The sequence below is a fragment of the Streptomyces sp. NPDC033178 genome (assembly GCF_055577685.1).
Window position 1 is genome coordinate 98,695 of the sequence record NZ_JBVIPT010000001.1, and the last position, 19,433, is coordinate 118,127.

A 19,433-nucleotide genomic window follows, 5' to 3' on the forward strand; every position below is an offset into this window, starting at 1 on the left:
GGGCGGCTTCAGGCGTCGACGACGGGAGTGGCGGCCGGCGTGGCCTTGTCGAAGCGCGGCAGGGCGGCGGCGCCGACCGCGAGCAGGGCGACGACGCCCATCTGCACGTACTCGACTCCGGCGAAGGCGTGGGCGACGTTGTGCGGGGCCAGGGCCAGATAGAGGGTGCCGAGGGTGGCCACGCCGAGCGCCAGTCCGCTCTGCTGCAAAGTGATCAGCACGCCGCTGCCGATACCGGCCATGTGCGTGGGAACGTCGGCGAGCACGCTGCGGAACAGGCCGGCGAACAGCATCGACTGTCCGGCACCGACCAGGGCCAGCGGCACGGCCATCGCCCACAGGCTGACGTGTGGCCAGTTCCCGAGCAGGACCGCCACCAGCGAGACGATTCCGGCGAGTTGGACGACGGCGCCGGCGGACAGTGCCGCCCGGCCGTACCGTGTGATCAGGCGCGGCGCGACCAGTGAACCGGCGAAGAAGAGCAGGGCCATCGGCAGGATCGCCAGCCCGCTGTGCAGGGCATCGACGTGCAGGCCGTTCTGGACGGTGAGAGCGAAGACGAACATGAACGCGCCGAAGCCGATGCTGAAGGCGAACACCATGACCAGGCCGCGGGACATCGACGGCAGGCGCAGCAGGGACGGCGGCAGCAGCGGGACCTCACCGCGCCGCTCGGTGCGCTTCTCCACGACGTAGGTGGCGACGCCGAGGACGACTGCGACGGCGAGCATCAGCCAGGTCCACCAGGGCCAGCCCAAGGAGTGCCCCTCGGTCAGCGGCACCAGCAGGGCGGTCAGCGTGGCAGCGAACAGCACGGTGCCGGGCAGGTCGATACCGACAGGGTGGTGCGAGCGGGTATCGGGCACGATCCGGGCCGCCACGATCAGGACGACCACGCCGATGGGTACGTTGACCAGGAAGATCGGACGCCAGGAGGTGCCTGCGATGTCGGCACTGACCAGCAGGCCGCCCACCAACTGTCCGACCACGGCGGCAATGCCGGAGGTCGCCCCGTAAAGGGCCACGGCACGAGCCTTGCGCTCTCCTTCGAGGACGTGGTGGAAGGTCGCCAGCACCTGCGGGATGAGCAGGGCGGCGGTGGCGCCCTGGACGATGCGGGCCGCGATCAGCGCACCCACGCTCGGGGCGACACCGCAGGCCAGCGAGGCCAGCACGAAGCCCACGAGCGCGCCCAGGAAGATACGCCGGCGGCCGTAGCGGTCACCCAGACGGCCACCAAGGACCAGCAGGGTCGCGTACGCGACGCCGTACCCGGCGATCACCAGCTCCAGCGACGAGGCGGAGGCGTGCAGCGAGGAGTTGATGCTGGGCAGGGCCACGTTGGTGATGAAGAAGTCCATGATCGGCAGGAACGCGCCGGCCAGCAGGATGAACACCCCGGCCGGGTGCAGGCCGCCGGCGCGGGCCGTGGCATGGGGAGAACGTGCTGCAGCCCCGGTATGCCGCGAGGAAGTGCTTGTCGTCATGACAGCCCCCAGAAGACTGTAGTTATGAGACTATAACTATGAACTCATAATGAGTATGCACCCATAACCACTTCCGGACAACCCCGTTACCCTGGAGCCGTGATGGAGGACCAAGCGCACCCCACGAACTCGACGGCCGGACCGGACCACGAGCGGCGGTGGGCCGAGCTGGCCGATCTCGTGCTGATCATCAGCCGGGAGGTCCAGTTCCGCGGATACGCCGACGAGAGAGCCATCCCCCTCTCACCGTCCGAGGGCATGGTGATGCGCTACCTGCAGCGCGAGCCCGACGCTCCGCCCAGCCGCATCGCCGATGCGACCGGACTGCAACGCACCAACCTCTCCACCGTCCTGGGCGGACTGGAGCGCAAGGGCCTTGTCGAGCGACGCACCGACCCGGGCGACGGCCGCGGCGTCACCGTCCACGCCACCGAACTCGGACGCACCAACTACGCCCTCGTCCGCCGGGAATGGGCCACGGCCGTCTCCGACGCCGCCAACCACGACACCGAACACCTCGACGCCGCTCTCACCCTGCTCACCGCCGTGGAGAGCGGACTGACCAGGACTCGACCACGGAACCGCGCCACCCCGTCCGGCAAGAGGAACCTGACCGGGCAATTGCGTGCCGAGTGAGGCCGACACAGCCGACAGGCACAGACACCCACCCACTCCAGGCGTGGCGCCGAGACTGTGTCACTCGCAGTCGCTGCCACAACTCGTCAGACGAGCGCGCGCATCACGTCTCACGGCCCCGACCACAGAGTCTCTCCGGGGAAGAATCTCGGGAGTGTGGCGCCCCGGGCTGTGCACAGGGCCTTCCCACGACCCTTGGCGGTCCAGGTGGACTACGCCACCCCCGGGCAGGGCGCGCTGCTCGTTGTAGACCGGCACGACGATGTCGGTGAGGTGGGAGGTGGGAGTCATGGCTTCCTCAGGCATGAGTGGACGGCAGACTGCGGCTCACAGGCCCTGGTTCAGGGCCGCGGCCTCACTGTTGCCGCCCCGCCCGTGGGAGGAGGATCCCGAGACTGACAGAGAGTCAGATCACTGGCCGAAAGCGCTCCCACGATTCACTGCGAACTCGGCCGCATCACGGCATTGCGGAGTCGGCCGACACCTGTGATCACAGTGATCACCTGCGTTCCCGGCCGAGGGGGCCCCTCGTGTTCACGACTGGCACTGGTTAGCGGCCGACGTTCCGGTCGTGATCAGATCACACAGATCGGGCCACAGGCCACCTCCCGCCAAAGCATCCTCCAGGAGGATTCCGTCGAGGTGGCGACGTTCGAAACATTCGAGTCCGCAACCCATCAAATTGATCTCCAATGAACAGACGTCACCGTCATAACGGCATCGACAAACCAATAGATGGCCACCAGCAGGCATTATCACGTTCCTGAACATCAGATCCTCTGCGAATGTTTCGCGATCAGGGGCGAAACTATTGACGCTTGACGAGTGCAGGTCAACACTGTTCGACCAAACCCCCGCCCGTCGAAGCCGGAGGAAACCCGCACATGAACCTCATACCTGCACAGCCGAGCCGCAGGCAGACCTGCGCCATGCTGCTGGGCGCCGCGACCGCGCTGGTTCTGCCCGGCACGGCCCGCGCCGACACGGTCGTCACCACGAACCAGACCGGTACGAACAACGGCTACTACTACTCGTTCTGGACCGACGCACAGGGCACGGTCTCCATGAACCTCAGCGCCGGCGGCAGCTACAGCACCACCTGGAGGAACACCGGGAATTTCGTCGCCGGCAAGGGCTGGAGCAACGGCAGCCGCAGGACTGTGGCCTACTCGGGCGCCTTCAACCCGTCCGGAAACGCCTACCTGACCCTCTACGGGTGGACGTCCAACCCGCTCGTGGAGTACTACGTCGTCGACAATTGGGGCACCTACCGGCCGACGGGAACGTACAAGGGCACCGTCACCAGCGACGGCGGCACGTACGACCTCTACCAGACGACGCGGTACAACGCCCCGTCCGTCGAAGGCACGAAGACCTTCAACCAGTACTGGAGTGTCCGGCAGTCGAAGAGGACCGGCGGCACCATCACCACCGGCAACCACTTCGACGCCTGGGCGCGAGCGGGAATGCGCCTCGGCAGCTTCAGCTACTACATGATCCTCGCGACAGAGGGGTACCAGAGCAGCGGCAACTCCAACATCACTGTCGCGGCATGAGCACCCGAATACGTCCCGCGTTACATCGCCTGCCGACGACGCTCACCGCCGTCGCACTGGTCGCCGCGGGCACTCTCACCGTCAACGCCGCCCCGGCACAGGCCGCCGCCTGCAACGGATACGTCGGACTCACCTTCGACGACGGCCCGTCCGGCAGCACACCGGCCCTGCTCAACGCGCTCACGCAGAACAGGCTGCGGGCCACGATGTTCAACCAGGGCCAGTACGCCGCCGCCAACCCGTCCCAGGTACAGGCACAGGTCAACGCCGGCATGTGGGTCGGCAACCACAGTTACACCCACCCGCATCTGACCCAGCTCGGCCAGTCACAGATCGACTCGGAGATCTCCCGGACCCAGCAGGCGATCGCGGCCGCGGGCGGCGGTACGCCGAAACTGTTCCGGCCGCCGTACGGCGAGACCAACTCGACGGTGAAAGCAGTCGAGGCCAAGTATGGTCTGACCGAGATCATCTGGGACGTGGACTCACAGGACTGGAACGGCGCCGGCACGGACGCCATCGTGCAGGCCGCCGGACGGCTCGGCAACGGCCAGATCATCCTCATGCACGACTGGTCCGCCAACACGCGGGCCGCGATCCCCCGCATCGCACAGGGATTGACCGCCCGTGGCCTGTGCCCCGGCAGGATCTCCCCGCAGACCGGCCGCGCCGTCGCCCCCTGACAGTCGGTCCGGCACCCCCTGTACGACGACCTCTGAGCACCACCCATCAGGTGTGTCGCCCCGGCATGCCCACAGCGACGGCCGACCTCGCGCCGGCCGTCGCCTTCGTGTCGGCCTCAACCGCGCGCTTGTCCGCGGCCCGGGCACCGGTTCTGCCTGACGAACGCCGCCCTACCGTCGGCGCCAAGGCAGTGGCTCCTGGTCGTCGCCGCGCGCGTCCATGCGTTGCAGTGCCGCGTTGATCGCCTCGCTGATCTCGGCAAGCTGGCTCACCTGCTCAGGGGTGAGCGCATCGAAGACCGCGCGGCGTACGGCCTCGGCGTGGCCCGGGGCCGCACGCTCCAGGAGCTCGAGCCCCTGCGGGGTGAGGGCGGCGAGCTGGTTGCGGCGGTTGCCGGGATCCTCCCGACGGCTGACGTAGCCGGTCTCCTGGAGGCGGTTCACGGCATGGGTGAGCCGACTGCGGGTCACCTTCAGTCGCTCGGCCAGCTCGGACATGGTCAGCGTGCGGTCCGGAGCCGTGGAGAGGTGGGCCAGCAGGCTGTAGTCCGCATGCGTCATCCCCGCGTCCCTGCGGAGCTGTCGGTTGAGATGGTCGCCAGGAGCGTGGAGAGGTCGTCGACGTCAAGCTTCACCGTGGGATCCGCCCAGTTGACCTGGCGCAGGACGGCTCGCCGCCGAACTGCGGAAGGTGTACGGGCAGGTGCACGGCCTGGTCAACAACGCGGGCGTCACCTGGCGCGCCGGATCGACGACGTACGCCCCGAAGACATGCCCGGGTCCACGCGGTCAACGTCACCGGGCCGCTGCTGGGCATCCAGCACCTGGTCCCGCTGATGCGCCCGGGGGGCGTCGATCGTGAACGTCGGTTCGTCAGCGGCGCTGACCGCCCACTACCCGGTCGCGTACACGGCCGGCAAGTGGGCGCTGCGCGTGCTGTCGAGGACCGCCGCCATGGAACTGGGGCCCCGTGGCCTCCGCGTGAACATCATCCACCCCGGCTTCGTCGAGACGGACATGACCACCTCCGCGGCGCCCGCGTTCCGCGAGGCGAACGTTCGCGGGACACCGCTCGGGCGCACCGGAACCGTCGACGAGATCACCCCGCTCGTCTCCTTCCTCCTCTCCGACGCCGCGTCGTTCATCACCGGCGCCGAGATCCCCGTCGACGGCGGCCTCACCGCGCACGGCGGCGCCAAGCCGATCTCGGACGCCCTGCGCCCGACGCCTGAACCAACAGCAACACACGAATGACACGGCAGAAGGGCCCAGGGTGGCTGTCATGAGAGCAAGGTGGGCGAGAACCACCACGATCTGAGCGCCCAGTCAACAAGTTGTGGCCCCTACCTCCCGCGCGGCGGCGAGGTAGGCGAGCACCAGTGTCCGTTTGTCGTTCCGGCAGGCGGCCACCGCCAGTTGAGAGGGGGAGATACCCCGGACCGGGACGGCGATCACCTCGTCCCGGACGATCAGTGGGGCGTTTCCGGTGGCCAGCAGCGCCACCCCCTGGCCCGCGGCGACCGCCTCGTGGGTCTCCTCGGCGCTGGCCACCACCCCACCGATCCGCGGCTGTCGACCGTCCCGAGCGTCCAGGGCGAGCCAGTAGCCCCGCAGCGGGCCGGCCTCCGGGGGAAGGGCGAGGAAGGGTTCCTCCAGCAGGTCGGTGAAGTCGACCTTCCCCTCGGGGTCGGACGCGGCCCGCGCGGCCAAGGGGTGTCCGTCCGGGAGCGCGACCAGCCGAGGCTCGCGGGCCACCACCGCATACCGGTAACGGCCGTCGTCCGGCAGCGGCAGCCAGACGAAGGCGACGTCGCTGGATCCATCCGCCAACCCGGCAGTGGGATCCGCCCAGTTGACCTGGCGCAGGACGGGCTGCGCGTCCGGATGCCGGGAGACAAGGCGGGTCCGCAGGGCTGGCAGCAGCCCGCGGCCGGGACTGGTGGACATGCCGATCACCAGAGTGTGCCGCTCGGCGGTCTTCGCCTCCTCCACCGCCACCTCCGCGGCCTGCCAGGCGGCCAGCACCGCGCGGGCGTGCGGTAACAGGGCTTCCCCCACCGCGGTCAACCGCACTGTCCGCCGGTCCCGTTCGAACAGGACCACGCCGAGTTGTTTCTCCAGCATCCGTATCTGCTTGCTCAGCGCGGGCTGGGAGACGAACAGCCGCTCGGCGGCGCGGGTGAAGCTCAATTCCTCGGCGACCGAGGTGAAGTAGCGCAGATCACGCCCATGGACGTCCATAACTCATGGCTATCACAAGGGGTCTTGGACGCCGCCCTGGTACCTGGCGAAAGATCGAGTCTGTCGACGGAAGAGCCCCGAACGGCAGTTGACGAGGGAGACGAAGATGAGTGAGAACACCAAGGTCTGGCTGGTCACGGGCGCCAGCAGCGGTTTCGGGCGGGCCATCGCGGAGGCCGCGGTCGCCGCCGGCGACACGGTGATCGGCACCGCCCGGCGAACCGAGGCGCTGGACGACCTGGTCTCCACGTACCCGGACCGCGTCGAGGCGATCAGCCTGGACGTCACCGACGGCGAGCGGATCGAAGTGGTGGCCGCCGACGTCCTGGCACGCTACGGCAGGGTGGACGTGCTGGTGAACAGCGCCGGCCGCACCCAGGTAGGGGCGTTCGAGGAGACCACCGACCGCGAGCTGCGTGACCTGTTCGAGCTGCACGTGTTCGGCCCTGCGCGTCTGACCCGGGCGCTGCTGCCGCAGATGAGGGAGCGGGGCAGTGGATCGGTCGTGAACATCAGCAGCTTCGGCGGGCAACTGTCCTTCGCCGGGTTCTCCGCGTACAGCGCGACCAAGGCGGCGCTGGAGCAACTCTCGGAGGGCCTGGCCGACGAGGTGGCGCCGTTCGGCATCAAGGTCCTGATCGTGGAGCCCGGCGCGTTCCGTACCAACCTGTTCGGCAAGGGCGCGGCGTACTTCTCCGAGGAGAACCCGGCGTACGTGGAGAAGGTCGGCGCGACCCGGCAGATGGTGCAGGGCAGCGGCGGCAGCCAGCCCGGCGACCCGGCGAAGGCCGCGGCGGCGATCCTGCTGGCTCTGGACGCCGAGAAGCCCCCGCTCCGCCTTGCCCTCGGCGGAGACGCGGTCGACTTCCTGGCCGCACACCTGGACTCCGTGCGGGCCGAGCTCACCGAGTGGGAGGAGGTCTCCCGGAGGACAGACTTCGACACGGAGTGACGGCCGGGCAGGGGAGGACTGTGTGCTCGGTGAAGCTTGACGTCGACGACCGCCGGAACCTGCCCGGTGCCAGGAAGTCCGGGATGTGCATGCGGACCTTCCCCCTCCAGCACCAATCGCCAAAGCCGTACTCAGCCAGGATCGGCACCGCTGAAGAAGCTCACCGACGCAGTTCCGCCGCCCCGACTGCGCCGCGCCGACGTGAGCGATGAAAACGGACGCGGCATCTTCCTTGTAGCGCAGCTCTCACGCCGATGGGGCAAGCGTTACACCGACCGGGGCAAGGCCATCTGGACCGAGCAGCCCCTGCCACAGCCCCGGTGCTGAGGCACCCGACGGTCGTTTGCGAGAACCGGCTGCGACAAGGTGGTGCACTGCTGTCGTCGCCCGGCGTGGGGAGCTTCCCCCCGCGCAATCGGCGGAGCGCCGGCCCGGACGGTGGGGAGGGGTCCCGGTCGTGGCGCGGTTCAGTGGCGGCCATGATGCGTAGAACATCGTCCACCGTCGTCGCCGTTGTTGTCGCTGCCGCGTTCGCTGCTCTCATGTCGTGTTCCTCGGATTCTTCGGACGGGTCCCCCGCCGAGGGGCGGCCCAGTGGGTCCGACTCCGGGGCACCGGCGTCGGTTCCCAGGCCGACTCCCACAGAGTCGGCCACGCTGTCGCCCTCGCCGGCCGGACCGTGCGCTGACGGGACGTGTGAGATCGAGGTCGCCGTGGGGGACGTCGTGACGGTGCCGGAAAAGTACGGCCTCGGGCCGATCGAGGTGACGGCGATCACCGGCGGTGAGGTCGAGATGGTTGCGCCGCTGACGGGGTCGGGCTACAGCGTTTCGGGCTGTTCCGGTGGCGGCGGTGTGTCCTCGAACGGCAGCGGCGGCGTCGGGCTCAGCTGCGGCGAGGGACCCGCCGCGACGATCAACGACGCCATGAGCCTGAAGGTCGTCGAGATCCGCGACGCCGGCGCCGTCCTTCGTATCGAACCCGCTGGCTGACGTACGGCTCGGCCCTTGGGGCAGGGTCCCGAACGAGGGTGGAAAAGATCTCTTGAATGCGCAGATCAGGGCGGTCATGGCTCAGGATCCTGGGCTGGGCATTGTTCATCGTCGGCATGACCATGTTCTTCATCAACGCCGAGGCCCTCGTGAACGGCGACGCCGTCGAGTGCGAGGGCAGCCCGATGAGACCCGGTCAGTGGTGCTCGAGCGTAGGCGGCGAATCCCTCAGCTACGACGAGGAGAAGAAGAACGAAGCCCGTGGAGAACTCGTCGGCTACGCCGGGGTGGGCCTCAGCGCCCTCGGTATCGTCATCTTCATCAGCAATAGGATCACCACTCGGCAGGGAAACCGGAAACGCTAGCCGCCAGCGTGGAGCACGTTGAGGGCTCCGCCTGGACGACGCACTGCCGGGGTCGGCGCGCGTTGTCGGTATCGGCCTGTCGGTATCGGCCTGCCGTCCCGACGCCGTAGCCGCCGCGTCGGTAGGAGGAGCCGGCCCAGGCGTATCCCTCGTCGACCATGACGGCCCAACGTTCCAGGATTCCTCGGTGGGAGTAGAGACGTCGTAGGAGAAGTCGGGGCCACCGTGCGCATGCACGACCGACGAACCGTCCCAGGGTTTAGAACCGCCATGGTGTAGTAGGCACCGTTGGCGACCTGCCCCATATAGCACCTGACCTTCGACTTCAGAGCGGCCGTGCGGCCGGTGAGGCGGCGAAGGCGAGGCTGGGCAGGCCCGGTGGTTCGGCATGGGTTCGCCTGGACCGATGAAAGGCCGGCATGGACCCGTCGGATCATCGACGCGGGTGAATCCGTCACTGCCGCGGGCGGAGCGGTGGTCGACAGACCGGTCGTCGAGCGCGTTCGACGACTGCTGGGCCGGATGACCTGAGGGCAGCCATGACCGCCTGGAGAAAAGCCGAAGCAGTGCCTGTCCGCTACGCATCGACGCCGGGAACGTGCCGACGGCGCTCACCTATGTCTTGCTCATGACACTTCCCATCCTGATCCTGTGCATGACGGGCCGGTGTCAACTGGCGGCGCTCACCGCCGGGTTCGGCACAGGGGCCTTGATGAAGCCTCTCCACCACCTAGGGAGTCCGCATGGCAACACAGACCAGCCGTCGCACCATTCTGGCCGCCGGCACAGGCGCCGCCCTGGGCCTCTCCTTGCCCGGCGTCACCGCGCATGCCGACGACGGCCGTGCGACCACCAGCGTGAGATTCACTCTGAACGCCCAGGTGCTCGACGGCGGCGAACAGGTCACCTCGATCACCCTCAACACCGCCCGGCTCGGCCCGATCGACCCGGCCGGCCTGACCACCGCCACCTTCACCGTGCACGCCAAAGCCACCAGCCCGATCCCCATCGCCGACGACGACACCATCTCCAGCGAGTACGACCTCGACCGCACGGTGACCGCCGTCCGGCTCGACCACCGCGGCAACATCGTCCTCGACCTGAGCCATGCCGAGGGTCAGACCGGCGGCAGCACCCTCGGCTACATCCGGGGCAAGGCCCGCAACGTCATGCTCGACCTCGCCTACACCATCACTCAGCGCGCCCCGATCGCCTTACGCGATCACCGACCGATCACCATCAAAAACTTCGTGCAGGACCGTCGGCTGTCGGACCCCGAGGTCGACGCGTTCAGCTCCCACGTCTCCGGCTCGGGAATGAAGTACCGGCTGTACTCACCCACCGGCTCCCACGCCTCCCGACGAGGCAAGCACCCGCTGATCGTCTGGCTGCACGGCGGGGGTGAGGGCGCCTCACTACCCGACAACTACTACGACAACGAGACCACGCTACGAGCCAACCGCGGCGCACTGGGCTTCGCCACCCCCCAGGCACAGCGCATCTTCAACGGCGCCTACGTCCTCGCCCCGCAAAGCACCTCCGCCTGGATGCAGGACGGCCCCCGCTTCGCCCCCCTCATCCACGAGATCATCGGCGACGTCACGCGCGGGAACCGCATCGACCACGACCGGATCTACGTCGCCGGCTGCAGCAACGGCGGCTACATGAGCATGAAGATGACCACCGTCTACCCGAACCTGTTCGCCGCTTCCGTGCCGATCTGCGGCGTTGTCACGTCCTTCCCGCCCGGCGGTGCACCGCTGATCCCCGACAGCGAGCTGGCAAAGATCAGCACCCCCAGCTGGCTCGTCACCTCCCGCGACGACACCACCGTGGACCCGCAGGCCAACACCGCCCACGCGCACGACCTCATCCCCGACTCGCTGATGACGCTCTACGACCACGTCATCTGGAACGGCCACCAGTTCGCCGGCCACTGGTCATGGATCTACGTCGCCCGCAACGACCCCAGCATCAACGGAACTCATATCTGGCAGTGGATGGCCGCCCAGCATCGGCACTGACGGAAAACCCACGTTCGCCTGCAACGCGATCTTCAGCGGCAACTGGTACGCCCCGGTTCTGATGGAGTCGCGTTGCCGGACATTCGAAATACCGGCCAAGAAGTTCCCCACCGCCAACGGCGGTGAGTGCGCGCCGCTTCCGGCTCAGATCCACCAGGTTCGAGCCGGTGTCGTCGTCACGAGCTCGTCGCGCGATCTTGTTGAGGTGCCCTGGATGGGCGTGACCGGTCTGCTGATTTGGCCGTTGTGTCGCCGGGCAGAAGATCGCGCAACCCTGTCCCCTGCCACTTCAGAGCAACAGTTGAGCTTTCCGGTCGGGGAACGAGAGCACGGCGCACGCCGAACGCGCCTGGCCGCCTTCCAGGGAAGATCAAACCGTGTCCACAGACCTCTGTGCCCTTCTGGCATCCACAGACATGCCACCACGTGCCGACCCGGGCCGGGAACGCACGAGAGGCTGTACAACCGTCCGGTGGGCTCACGTGTCTGATGTCTGATGCACAACGCATGAGATCAGGAGAGACATGGCCGATCGCCGGGACGTGCCACCCGTGGGCCCGGGCATCGCTCCCGAGAAGTGGTTGCTGCGCGTCGGTGTCGTGGGCCTCCTCATTGCGGCCCCGGGTGCGGCGGTGGGCTACTTCGAGGGGTTTCAGGACGGCACGGAGGCCGGTGACTTCGCCTGGGTCATGACCTTCCTCGGCGGTCTGCTGATGGGTGTCACGGCATTGGCCGGTGTGGTGCGCAGGCTGGATCCGGAGTCGAGGAGGGAGCGTCGCCGCAGGACCGCCGCCCGACGTTCCCGGCAGGCGCCCCTGACCGCCGCGGAGCTCACCCGTGACGCCCTCCTCGCAGCGGCCGTGCGCTCCACGGCTGCACCCCTGCAGCCTCAGCCGCCCGCGCCCGTGACCGACAGTCGGGGGCGATTGGTCTGGTGGCGCAACCGCGAACTGCTCACCGCTTTCGATCTTCCCTACATCGCGGCCGGGACCGTCGTCGGGGCGCTTGTCGGGTTCGGCGGTGTGCTGCACATCTTCGGAGAGGCCGGCCGCGGTTGGTTCTTCCTAGTGGCCTCGGCCGGCGGCCTGGCGGTGCTCGTGTTCGATGTGCGGCTCGTCCGCCGTCTCGCCCGCCTGGCCACCAGCAAGGATTTACACCCGATGTGCTGGCTGCTGCTGCGCGAACCGGACGCGGGTGACGCCTACTTGGTGCTGTACCGTGCCGACGACGATCCGGACGAAGCTCCGCCGATGCTTCTGCGGCTCGCGAAGAAGAGCCAGGCACGGCGCCTCCCCCCGTCGGGAGTTGCAGACGTCCACGGCCTGCTCAATTCCGTCACCGTGCTCGTGCCGTGGATCGACGGCTCGCCTGTGTGGACCCGCCATCCCGTGACCACCTCGACTTGACGGCCGAACGCGACCGAGGGCGGCTGACCTACCTCAAGGGATCCGAGACCCACGGTCAGTAGGCGTTCTTCCCGACGGATCCGACAACCTGAGCACAGGGTTCTCTGGGACTGACTCTCGCCGTGTCCCCGCGGTCCCAGTCAACAAAGTGATCGCCAAAGCGGCTTGGTGAGCCATGTCAAGGCGCGCTCTCACAGACCGCATCCAGGCAGTTGGCTTCGGACGTAGCGGGCCCACACCGGGTTACATCACACCTTGTCCCATCGCGCGTCCACGCCCCACGCGGCCTCACCCGAAGCGAAGTCAGCGAAGATCGTTCCACGTTCGATCACATCAAGGTCCGGGTCCTCGACCTTCAGCCCGACGCACGGCTGAAGACTCAGTCCATCGGTCCCGCGCAGCGCGGGCGGAAGGTGAAGCACCTCCTCCTGCGGGTCGAAACAGACCAGTCCATGGCGGCCGGTGAGGGCCGCCACCTCGGGTGCCGTCTCACTGGACCGACTCCACGACATGGGCATGAGCACATGAGCAGCAGAGACGTCGAGGCCTGCCCTCCACGGCGACACCGCCACCTGCTGACAGTCGTCCCCGGCAGACGAGAGCTCCGGGCAATCCATGATCAGCGCCTGATGGAACGCAGACACGGCCTCGCTCGCGACAACTCCTGCCCCTGCGAGGTCGCTGGCACACAGCCGCTCATACTTCCCGGCGGCATCAGAGGCCGAGACCCGCTCGGGTTCGAACCACACCGGCACCCAGGCGGTGGAATGCCGCGACGGCCTGCCGCAGACGGCGGCGCGTGCTCCTCGTGATTCGTGCGCTGCCGCTCAGTCAGTTGGCGATCGGGAGGCGAGTCCCCGAGCCCACGTCATCATCACCGGCATCTGGTGGGACATGCCCCACACGGGGGCTGTCTGCGGTCTGCAGGCCCTCTCCCCCGTCGACGTCTCCCAGCGGGTCGCCGACGAGCTCGTCTGCACGCACGCGCCGGCCCGCCCAAGGCCCAGGAGGTGGCGCCCCACGTCGGAGTGCTGCATCGTCGCCGCGCTCAGGCCGGGTAAGGGGTGGCCTCGCGTGCCGACTTGAGCGCGCCCGCCCACCAGGCCAGCTGGTCGAGCAGCGTCTTGGCGTACCCGGGGGTCCCGGGATCGAGCGGACGGCCGTCCTGCCATGCCGTGAAGTAGTTGGGGAAGACGAGACCGTCGCGGATCGTCACCGCATGCAGTTCGGTCAGCACGTTCTCCAGGTGCAGGACAGCGTGGCGGCCGCCCGCCGCGCCCCCGTAACTGACGAAGGCGACAGGCTTGGCCGTCCACTGGGTGAAGTGCCAGTCGATGGCCGCTTTCAAGGAGGCGGGGTAGCTGTGGTTGTACTCGGGTGTGACCACGACGAACGCGTCCGCGCTCTCCAGTGCGGTGGTCAGGTGCCGCATCCCGGCCGGGCGAGGGTAGTCGTCGCCGGCGTACTTCGGCGACGCCGCGGGCAGGGACAGCGGGATCTCGACGTCGGCCAGATCGAGGACATCGACGTCGAAACCGCCGTGCGAGTCGGCCTGTTCAGCGAACCAGGACGCCACCACCGGACCGAACCGCCCTTCACGGACGCTCGCGACGATGACCACCAGCTTGTGTGTGTTGTTCTCCATGCCCACCACCATCGGGGCGGCCCTCGGCCACAGCCAGGCCGGGCTCAGGCTGGCCCCCGCAGGGCCACCCTGAGCCCGCCACGACCAGTCCGGCCCGCCCTATCCTCAAGACATGGGTACGCCGTTGGGAGACTTCATCCGGAGCAAGCGCGACAGTGTCCAGCCGGAGACACTCGGCCTCCCGGACCGAGGCCGCCGCCGCTCACCGGGGCTACGCCGCACGGATCTAGCGGCGCGCGCCGGCATCAGCGTCGAATACCTGACCCGCATCGAGCAGGGCCGTGACCGCAATCCCTCGGTGGCGGTGGTGAACGCCCTCGCCGACGCCCTCAGCCTCTCCCCCACCGAACGCACCCACCTGCGCTACCTCACGAAGATCACAGGCGGAGAATGCACCGCCCACACCCGACCCGCACCCCCGCCCCGGCAGGTGCGAGACGCCGTTCAGCAGACACTGCGCCTCCTCGAACCAGGCATCGCTATGGTGACCAACCGGCTGGGTGACATCCTCGCCCACACCTCCGCGTACCGGTCGGTGACGAACGGCAGCGGACTGCTCGACACCGAAGCCCCGAACCTCACCCGCTACGTCTTCACCGACCCCCGCGCCCGCACCTTCTTCACCGACTGGGACGACGTCGCCGACGAGCAGGCATTCGACCTGTGGCTCGCTCCGTCCGCCGAAAACTCCGAGTGGTTCACCACGGAACTCGCACCCCTTGCCGGCCCCGACCTGACCCGGCGCCTGAACCGGCACGTCGTTCCACAACGCGGAGTCCTCCGACTCGGCCATCCAGCCGGATACGAGCTCCGGCTGCTGCGGGAAACACTCGAACTCCCCGCTGACGCACAGCAGTTGACCGTCCTCCTCCCCTCGGACGACGAGACCGCCAAAGCCGTCGAACAACTCCGCCGCAGGAGCGGGCACAGCACCCTGCGCGCCATCTCCTGACGGGTGCCAGGCGAGGTGCTCGACAGGCCGGCAGACGCACGCGGCGACTCACAGCTGCCCGCCGCCCGGGAAATAGAGGCAATCTCCAGGGACCTCCGTCTTTGGTGATGGAGACGGCGAGACCGGCGACTCCCCGTGGGACAGGGAGAAGGTCAGCATGGTCGTCGACAGTCCGGAATAGAGGGTGCGCACCAGTGGGTTTCGGATCGCGGCCTGCAGCAGGGTCCACATGGACGGGAAATACGGATCGGAGTGGGAGTGGGGCGGATGGAACTCCTCACGTCACGGGATCGAGGAAGGTCAGTACCGAGGCGTCCTCCTCGATCAGCGGGACGAGGGCCGCGTTGAGCGGGCCGCCGTAGGGGGCCTTCAGGTGTGCCTGGAAGGCGTCCTCGTCCCGGTACACCTCGAAGATCCAGTAGGCACGCGGGCTCGACGTCTTGGTGTAGACGTCGAAGGCGAGGTTGCCCTCTTCCTCGCGCACCTTCCGAGCGTAGTCCAGGATCAGGCGGTTGACCTCGTCCTCCGCGCCTTCTCGGGCGGTGAACTCGGCGAGCAGGGTCTTGTTCACGGTGTGGCGTCCTTGTGGTCGGGGGCGGGATCAGTCTCGGTAGGAGTCGAGGTGCCAGACGCGGGCCTGGTCGAGCTTCACCGAGCCGTTCACGGCGAAGACCTGGACTCCTTGGCTGGCGGGGTCGGGGAAGATCTGGTCGGTGATCACCGCTTCGCCGCTGCCGCCGAAGGCCTCGACGGACGACCAGTCGACGAGGACCCGCAGCTTCACCTTGCCGTTCTTGGCCTGCAGCGGAGCCCGCTGGACGCCGGGGAAGGTGCTGTTGAAGTCCACGGCGCCGGAGCGGGTGCGGTCGACGTACAGCTCCTGGGTCGTGGTGTCGTATCCGATGACGGTCTCCTCGCCGCCTGTGCCCGTGCGCACCTTGAGGCCGAAGCGTTCGGCGTCCTTGAGGGAGAACGTGGCCTCGATGTCGAGTGCCTTGCCCTTGGCCGCAGGGCCGATAAGGGGCTTTGTGGTGCTCTTGACGGTGACGCCGGTCGCCGTCGCCGGACGGTTCCGCCGGAGGGACTCCAGGCTGTCGACCGGCTTGCTGGTGAGACGGATCCGGCCGTCGACCGTGCGCAGGGCCATCTCCCTGGGAGCGCTTTGCGCGCCGCGCCAGGGCGAGGTGGGGACGGCGCCGCTGTAGTCCCAGTTGTTCATCCAGCCGACCATGTACCGCTTGCCGCCCGGTGCGTTCTCCCATGACACCGCCGCGTAGTAGTCCTTGCCGTAGTCGGCCCAGTCGGCGCGCTGTACGACGGATTCGGCGGGCTTGTCCGCAACGGTGAACCGGTCGGCCAGAATGTGGCCCCAGCCCGCGGTGTTCATGTCGACGATCTGGATACGTGCCTTCTTGCCGGCGTAGGGACGCAGGTCGAAGGAGGCCCAGTCGAGGGTGTCGCTGTTGGAGCCGGTGGCGCTGCGGACGACCTGGCCGTCGACGATCAGGTTGGCGGACGTCTCCTGGGAGACGGGCTGGGCCTTGGTGTCGGACAGCATGATGTGGTCGACGTTGAGGTGGCCCCAGCCGCCGGGGTTGTCGTCGACGATCCTGATCTGCGCCTTGCTGCCTGCGAGGTCGCCGACGTCCCAGGACGCCCAGTTGAGCGCCTCGGCGTCCTTTCCGGTGGCGCTGCGCACCACTTGGCCGTCGACGAAGAGCTCGACGGCAGTGGGGTCGGCGGAGCCGGCAGGGTGACTGCCGCCGCCGATGAGGAAGTTGATGTGGTCCTTGTCGATGGTGAATTCGGGTGAGGTGAGCGTGCCGGTGGTGGAGTCGCCGTTCAGGTAGGTGTTGACCAGGCCGTCGCCCAGAAATCCGGAGACTTCTTGCTGGTTGGGGAGGGTTCCGGTGGCCGGTGCCGTGCCGAAGGCGTCTCCGGTCGGCGTCCAGTCGCCGTAGCTGCCGCCTTCGAAGTCGGCCAGGACCGCACCTGCGGGCGGCGGTCCCTGCTCCATGACGGTTCCGGACTCGTGCGGGTGCCGTCCGCCCCCGACCTTGAAGTTCAAGTAGGGACTGTCGACGGTGAATTCGGATGAGGTGAGGGTGCCTGTGCTTCCGTCACCTGCGTGGAAGCTGTTGGCAAGACCCTTGCCGTCGAAGCCGTCGACGGTTCCCTGCCCGTTCAGTGCCCCGGCCGCCGGTCCGTCGCCGAACGCGGTGCCGGTGGTCGTCCACGTACCGAAGTCGGCGCCCTCGAAGTCCTGAACCACCGTGCCGGGCGGCGGGGTGTAGGTGCCCTTGTCCTCGGCGGTGAACTTCTTGCCGTCGAAGTCGCCGATGAAGTACTGGGCGGCGGAACCACCGGCGATACCACCGGGGTTGATGTTGACGACCAGGACCCACTTGATCTTCTTCTTGTCCCCGTCGACCGCGAGGGGGAACAGGTCGGGGCACTCCCACACCCCGCCCGTCGCACCGGCCGGCCCGAACTCGCTGAGCAGGCTCCAGTCCTTGAGATTCTTCGACGAGTAGAACTGCACCTTGTGCTCGGTGGACAGCGACACCGTCATCAGCCAGCTCTTGGTCGGCGCGTACCACTGGACCTTGGGGTCGCGGAACTCCTTGGAGCCGATGTCGAGGACGGGATTGCCCTGGTACTTGGTCCAGGTACGGCCACGGTCGGTGCTGTAGGCGAGCGACTGCGCCTGACTGCCCGTACCCTTGTTGAGGCTGGTGTAGATCGCCACCATGGGCGGGTTCTTGTCGGTGCCGAACCCGGTGGTGTTGTCCCGGTCGACGACCGCGCTGCCGGAGAACACCATCTCCTCGTCGTCGTGCGACAGGGCCAGCGGCAGTTCCTTCCAGTGCACGAGGTCCTTGCTCACCGCGTGCCCCCAGGACATGTCGCCCCAGGAGTTGCCGCTCGGGTTGTACTGGTAGAACAGGTGGTACTCGCCCTTGTAGTACACGAGGCCGTTGGGGTCGTTCATCCAGTTCTTCTCCGGCGTGAAGTGGAACTGGGGCCGGTAGGTCTCGGAGTACGGCGGGGTGTCGGCAGCTACGGCCTGGGGGGCCAGTGGGGCTGCGGACAGGGCGCAGACGGCCGCCACCGCCACGATCATCCGCACGCGGGCATGCCGGAACACACGTCCAGAGCTCATGGGATCTCCTGTGCCGCGGCCGTCCACGCAGCGGAGCATGCTGCCCGCGCGGACCGACCGAAAAGTGACGCCTTCCCGACACCGTCGTCCACGGCGCCGGGAAAGAGTTGTCATCGTTGACTTGTGTCATCGATGACATCGAATGGCCCGATGATGGGGCCGATCCGGCCGATGCGTCAACAGGCCGATTGCAATGGACGCTTGGGCGGCTCGCCTGCCCGTCATACGCCGTCAGCTGCGGCGAGCGGCGCCAACTGGCTCTGCCACGGCGGATTGGGACCGGCAACCGCGCAGGTCAGGGCAGCGACCCGGGTGGCGAACAAGCAGGCTTCCGCGACGTCGTCGAGTCCGAGTTCCGTCAGTCGGCCGCCGAGGAGACCGCGGGCGCCGAGATGGTGCAGCAGCCCGGCGGTGAAGGAATCCCCCGCCCCGACCGTGTCGGCGACCCTCGTCGGCACGGCGGGCACCTGGATCCGTTCGCCGTCGAGCGAGGCCAGGGCTCCGTGGGCACCGCGCGTGATCACGACGAGCCGTGCCCCGGCCGCGTGCCAGATGTCGCAGGCCTGCTCGGGCGGCGTGCCCGGCAGCAGGAATTCCAGGTCGTCCTCGCTCAGCCGGAGCACGTCGGCGAGGGCGCACCAGTGCGCCAGCCGGGCGCGGTAGACCTCGGGGTGTACGAGCAGCGGCCGGACGTTGGGATCGATGCTGATGGTCGCTCGGGGGGCGGCCGCCGCCAGGAAGTGCTCCACCACCGCTCCGCCGGGCTCACGGACCAGCGCCAGCGACCCGGTGTGCACACAGGCTGTTTCGGACAGATCCACCCTTGCCAGTTCCCCTGAAGTCCACTGCCAGTCGGCCGTGTTCTGCGCGTGGAACGAGAACGCGGCCTGCCCGGTGGCGTCCAGCTCCGCCACGGCCAGCGTGCTGGGCTCCGCGGCGGCGACGGCGTACGTCAGGTCGACGCCGGACGCCTCCAGGTGGGCCCGGAACAGGCGGCCGAACACGTCGCCGGACAGGCGTGCGAGGAAGCGGGCCGGCGTGTCCAGCCGGGCCAGGGCCACCGCCGTATTCGCAGGTCCGCCGCCGGGCAGCACCCGCAGGGCGAGCTCGTTCGAGGCGTTTGCCGGTTCGGCGAAGGCGTCCGCGACGCACTCCCCCAGGACGGTGATCTGGCGCGGGCTCATGGGCTGCTCTTCTCTCGGAAGGCGCGGGCAGAAACGGGCACGTCCCGGGCAGCCGCCGAAAGGCTTCGGGCAGGCGATGGCCGCGGGCGTTGCCGATTTGTGACGGGTACAAGGCATTGACGTTGCCGGGGACCGGAGTCCATCATC

Annotated in this window: 17 protein-coding genes and 1 pseudogene; 10 read left to right on the forward strand and 8 right to left on the reverse strand. The window is 68.2% G+C overall.

Going from position 1 to position 19,433, the window contains the following annotated elements:
• Positions 1-8: 8 nt before the first annotated feature.
• Entirely contained in the window at positions 9-1,487 is a 1,479-nt protein-coding gene (locus tag ACZ5VQ_RS00510) for an MFS transporter (protein WP_469102976.1), read from the reverse strand.
• Positions 1,488-1,589: 102 nt separating this feature from the next.
• Here ACZ5VQ_RS00510 and ACZ5VQ_RS00515 point away from each other — a divergent pair, with 102 nt between their 5' ends.
• The 3 genes from ACZ5VQ_RS00515 (at position 1,590) to ACZ5VQ_RS00525 (ending at position 4,362) form a co-directional block, all read left to right on the forward strand.
• A complete protein-coding gene (locus ACZ5VQ_RS00515; RefSeq protein ID WP_469103544.1) occupies positions 1,590-2,123 on the forward strand; it encodes a MarR family winged helix-turn-helix transcriptional regulator in 534 nt (177 codons plus the stop codon).
• Positions 2,124-3,007: 884 nt separating this feature from the next.
• Positions 3,008-3,679 carry a glycoside hydrolase family 11 protein gene (locus ACZ5VQ_RS00520; RefSeq protein WP_469102977.1) on the forward strand — a complete coding sequence of 224 codons (672 nt, stop codon included), beginning with the start codon at positions 3,008-3,010 and terminating at the stop codon, positions 3,677-3,679.
• Positions 3,676-4,362 (forward strand): polysaccharide deacetylase family protein, encoded by a 687-nt coding sequence (locus ACZ5VQ_RS00525; RefSeq protein WP_469102978.1) that lies wholly within the window; start codon positions 3,676-3,678, stop codon positions 4,360-4,362. The genes ACZ5VQ_RS00520 and ACZ5VQ_RS00525 overlap by 4 nt, the downstream gene beginning before the upstream one ends.
• A 171-nt stretch (positions 4,363-4,533) precedes the next feature.
• On the opposite strand, the gene ACZ5VQ_RS00530 is transcribed toward ACZ5VQ_RS00525, so the two are convergent.
• Entirely contained in the window at positions 4,534-4,923 is a 390-nt protein-coding gene (locus ACZ5VQ_RS00530; RefSeq protein ID WP_469102979.1) for a MarR family winged helix-turn-helix transcriptional regulator, read from the reverse strand.
• Between the two features lie 109 nt (positions 4,924-5,032).
• Here ACZ5VQ_RS00530 and ACZ5VQ_RS00535 point away from each other — a divergent pair.
• Positions 5,033-5,616: pseudogene (locus tag ACZ5VQ_RS00535) on the forward strand (SDR family NAD(P)-dependent oxidoreductase); the annotation flags it as partial.
• 72 nt (positions 5,617-5,688) lie between these two features.
• Here ACZ5VQ_RS00535 and ACZ5VQ_RS00540 read toward each other — a convergent pair.
• Positions 5,689-6,603: a LysR family transcriptional regulator gene (locus ACZ5VQ_RS00540; RefSeq protein ID WP_469102980.1), complete on the reverse strand. Its 915-nt coding sequence runs from the start codon at positions 6,601-6,603 to the stop codon at positions 5,689-5,691.
• Between the two features lie 106 nt (positions 6,604-6,709).
• Between ACZ5VQ_RS00540 and ACZ5VQ_RS00545 the strand changes: the two genes are divergently transcribed.
• From ACZ5VQ_RS00545 to ACZ5VQ_RS00565, 5 genes are all read left to right on the forward strand, one after another.
• Positions 6,710-7,555: an oxidoreductase gene (locus tag ACZ5VQ_RS00545; protein WP_469102981.1), complete on the forward strand. Its 846-nt coding sequence runs from the start codon at positions 6,710-6,712 to the stop codon at positions 7,553-7,555.
• A 713-nt stretch (positions 7,556-8,268) separates the two neighbouring features.
• On the forward strand, positions 8,269-8,547 hold the full coding sequence (locus tag ACZ5VQ_RS00550; RefSeq protein ID WP_364197388.1) for a hypothetical protein: 279 nt from the start codon (positions 8,269-8,271) through the stop codon (positions 8,545-8,547).
• Positions 8,548-8,663: 116 nt separating this feature from the next.
• Positions 8,664-8,912 (forward strand): hypothetical protein, encoded by a 249-nt coding sequence (locus ACZ5VQ_RS00555; protein ID WP_469102982.1) that lies wholly within the window; start codon positions 8,664-8,666, stop codon positions 8,910-8,912.
• A gap of 743 nt (positions 8,913-9,655) precedes the next feature.
• Positions 9,656-10,936, forward strand: coding sequence for a prolyl oligopeptidase family serine peptidase (locus ACZ5VQ_RS00560; protein WP_469102983.1), 1,281 nt, complete (start codon positions 9,656-9,658; stop codon positions 10,934-10,936).
• A gap of 524 nt (positions 10,937-11,460) precedes the next feature.
• Positions 11,461-12,342, forward strand: coding sequence for a hypothetical protein (locus ACZ5VQ_RS00565; RefSeq protein ID WP_469102984.1), 882 nt, complete (start codon positions 11,461-11,463; stop codon positions 12,340-12,342).
• Positions 12,343-12,590: 248 nt separating this feature from the next.
• On the opposite strand, the gene ACZ5VQ_RS00570 is transcribed toward ACZ5VQ_RS00565, so the two are convergent.
• Positions 12,591-13,097, reverse strand: coding sequence for a hypothetical protein (locus ACZ5VQ_RS00570; RefSeq protein ID WP_469102985.1), 507 nt, complete (start codon positions 13,095-13,097; stop codon positions 12,591-12,593).
• 293 nt (positions 13,098-13,390) lie between these two features.
• Positions 13,391-13,987 carry an NADPH-dependent FMN reductase gene (locus tag ACZ5VQ_RS00575; protein ID WP_469102986.1) on the reverse strand — a complete coding sequence of 199 codons (597 nt, stop codon included), beginning with the start codon at positions 13,985-13,987 and terminating at the stop codon, positions 13,391-13,393.
• A 112-nt stretch (positions 13,988-14,099) separates the two neighbouring features.
• On the opposite strand from ACZ5VQ_RS00575, the gene ACZ5VQ_RS00580 reads away from it, so the two are divergent.
• Positions 14,100-14,939 (forward strand): helix-turn-helix domain-containing protein, encoded by an 840-nt coding sequence (locus ACZ5VQ_RS00580; protein ID WP_469102987.1) that lies wholly within the window; start codon positions 14,100-14,102, stop codon positions 14,937-14,939.
• Between the two features lie 277 nt (positions 14,940-15,216).
• Here the strand turns inward: ACZ5VQ_RS00580 and ACZ5VQ_RS00585 are convergent, their stop codons facing one another.
• From ACZ5VQ_RS00585 to ACZ5VQ_RS00595, 3 genes are all read right to left on the reverse strand, one after another.
• Positions 15,217-15,510, reverse strand: a complete 294-nt coding sequence (locus ACZ5VQ_RS00585) for a putative quinol monooxygenase (protein WP_469102988.1) — start codon at positions 15,508-15,510, stop codon at positions 15,217-15,219.
• Positions 15,511-15,540: 30 nt separating this feature from the next.
• Positions 15,541-18,102, reverse strand: a complete 2,562-nt coding sequence (locus ACZ5VQ_RS00590; RefSeq protein ID WP_469102989.1) for a GH32 C-terminal domain-containing protein — start codon at positions 18,100-18,102, stop codon at positions 15,541-15,543.
• Between the two features lie 221 nt (positions 18,103-18,323).
• A complete protein-coding gene (locus tag ACZ5VQ_RS00595) occupies positions 18,324-19,286 on the reverse strand; it encodes a carbohydrate kinase family protein (protein WP_469102990.1) in 963 nt (320 codons plus the stop codon).
• Positions 19,287-19,433: the final 147 nt, after the last annotated feature.

Bases quoted from the DNA above. Each gene is read 5' to 3' on its own strand.
- ACZ5VQ_RS00510 (WP_469102976.1), bottom strand. From the start codon at position 1,487: ATGACGACAAGCACTTCCTCGCGGCATACCGGGGCTGCAGCACGTTCT.
- ACZ5VQ_RS00515 (WP_469103544.1), top strand. From the start codon at position 1,590: ATGGAGGACCAAGCGCACCCCACGAACTCGACGGCCGGACCGGACCAC.
- ACZ5VQ_RS00520 (WP_469102977.1), top strand. From the start codon at position 3,008: ATGAACCTCATACCTGCACAGCCGAGCCGCAGGCAGACCTGCGCCATG.
- ACZ5VQ_RS00525 (WP_469102978.1), top strand. From the start codon at position 3,676: ATGAGCACCCGAATACGTCCCGCGTTACATCGCCTGCCGACGACGCTC.
- ACZ5VQ_RS00530 (WP_469102979.1), bottom strand. From the start codon at position 4,923: ATGACGCATGCGGACTACAGCCTGCTGGCCCACCTCTCCACGGCTCCG.
- ACZ5VQ_RS00540 (WP_469102980.1), bottom strand. From the start codon at position 6,603: ATGGACGTCCATGGGCGTGATCTGCGCTACTTCACCTCGGTCGCCGAG.
- ACZ5VQ_RS00545 (WP_469102981.1), top strand. From the start codon at position 6,710: ATGAGTGAGAACACCAAGGTCTGGCTGGTCACGGGCGCCAGCAGCGGT.
- ACZ5VQ_RS00555 (WP_469102982.1), top strand. From the start codon at position 8,664: ATGACCATGTTCTTCATCAACGCCGAGGCCCTCGTGAACGGCGACGCC.
- ACZ5VQ_RS00560 (WP_469102983.1), top strand. From the start codon at position 9,656: ATGGCAACACAGACCAGCCGTCGCACCATTCTGGCCGCCGGCACAGGC.
- ACZ5VQ_RS00565 (WP_469102984.1), top strand. From the start codon at position 11,461: ATGGCCGATCGCCGGGACGTGCCACCCGTGGGCCCGGGCATCGCTCCC.
- ACZ5VQ_RS00575 (WP_469102986.1), bottom strand. From the start codon at position 13,987: ATGGAGAACAACACACACAAGCTGGTGGTCATCGTCGCGAGCGTCCGT.
- ACZ5VQ_RS00580 (WP_469102987.1), top strand. From the start codon at position 14,100: ATGGGTACGCCGTTGGGAGACTTCATCCGGAGCAAGCGCGACAGTGTC.
- ACZ5VQ_RS00590 (WP_469102989.1), bottom strand. From the start codon at position 18,102: ATGAGCTCTGGACGTGTGTTCCGGCATGCCCGCGTGCGGATGATCGTG.
- ACZ5VQ_RS00595 (WP_469102990.1), bottom strand. From the start codon at position 19,286: ATGAGCCCGCGCCAGATCACCGTCCTGGGGGAGTGCGTCGCGGACGCC.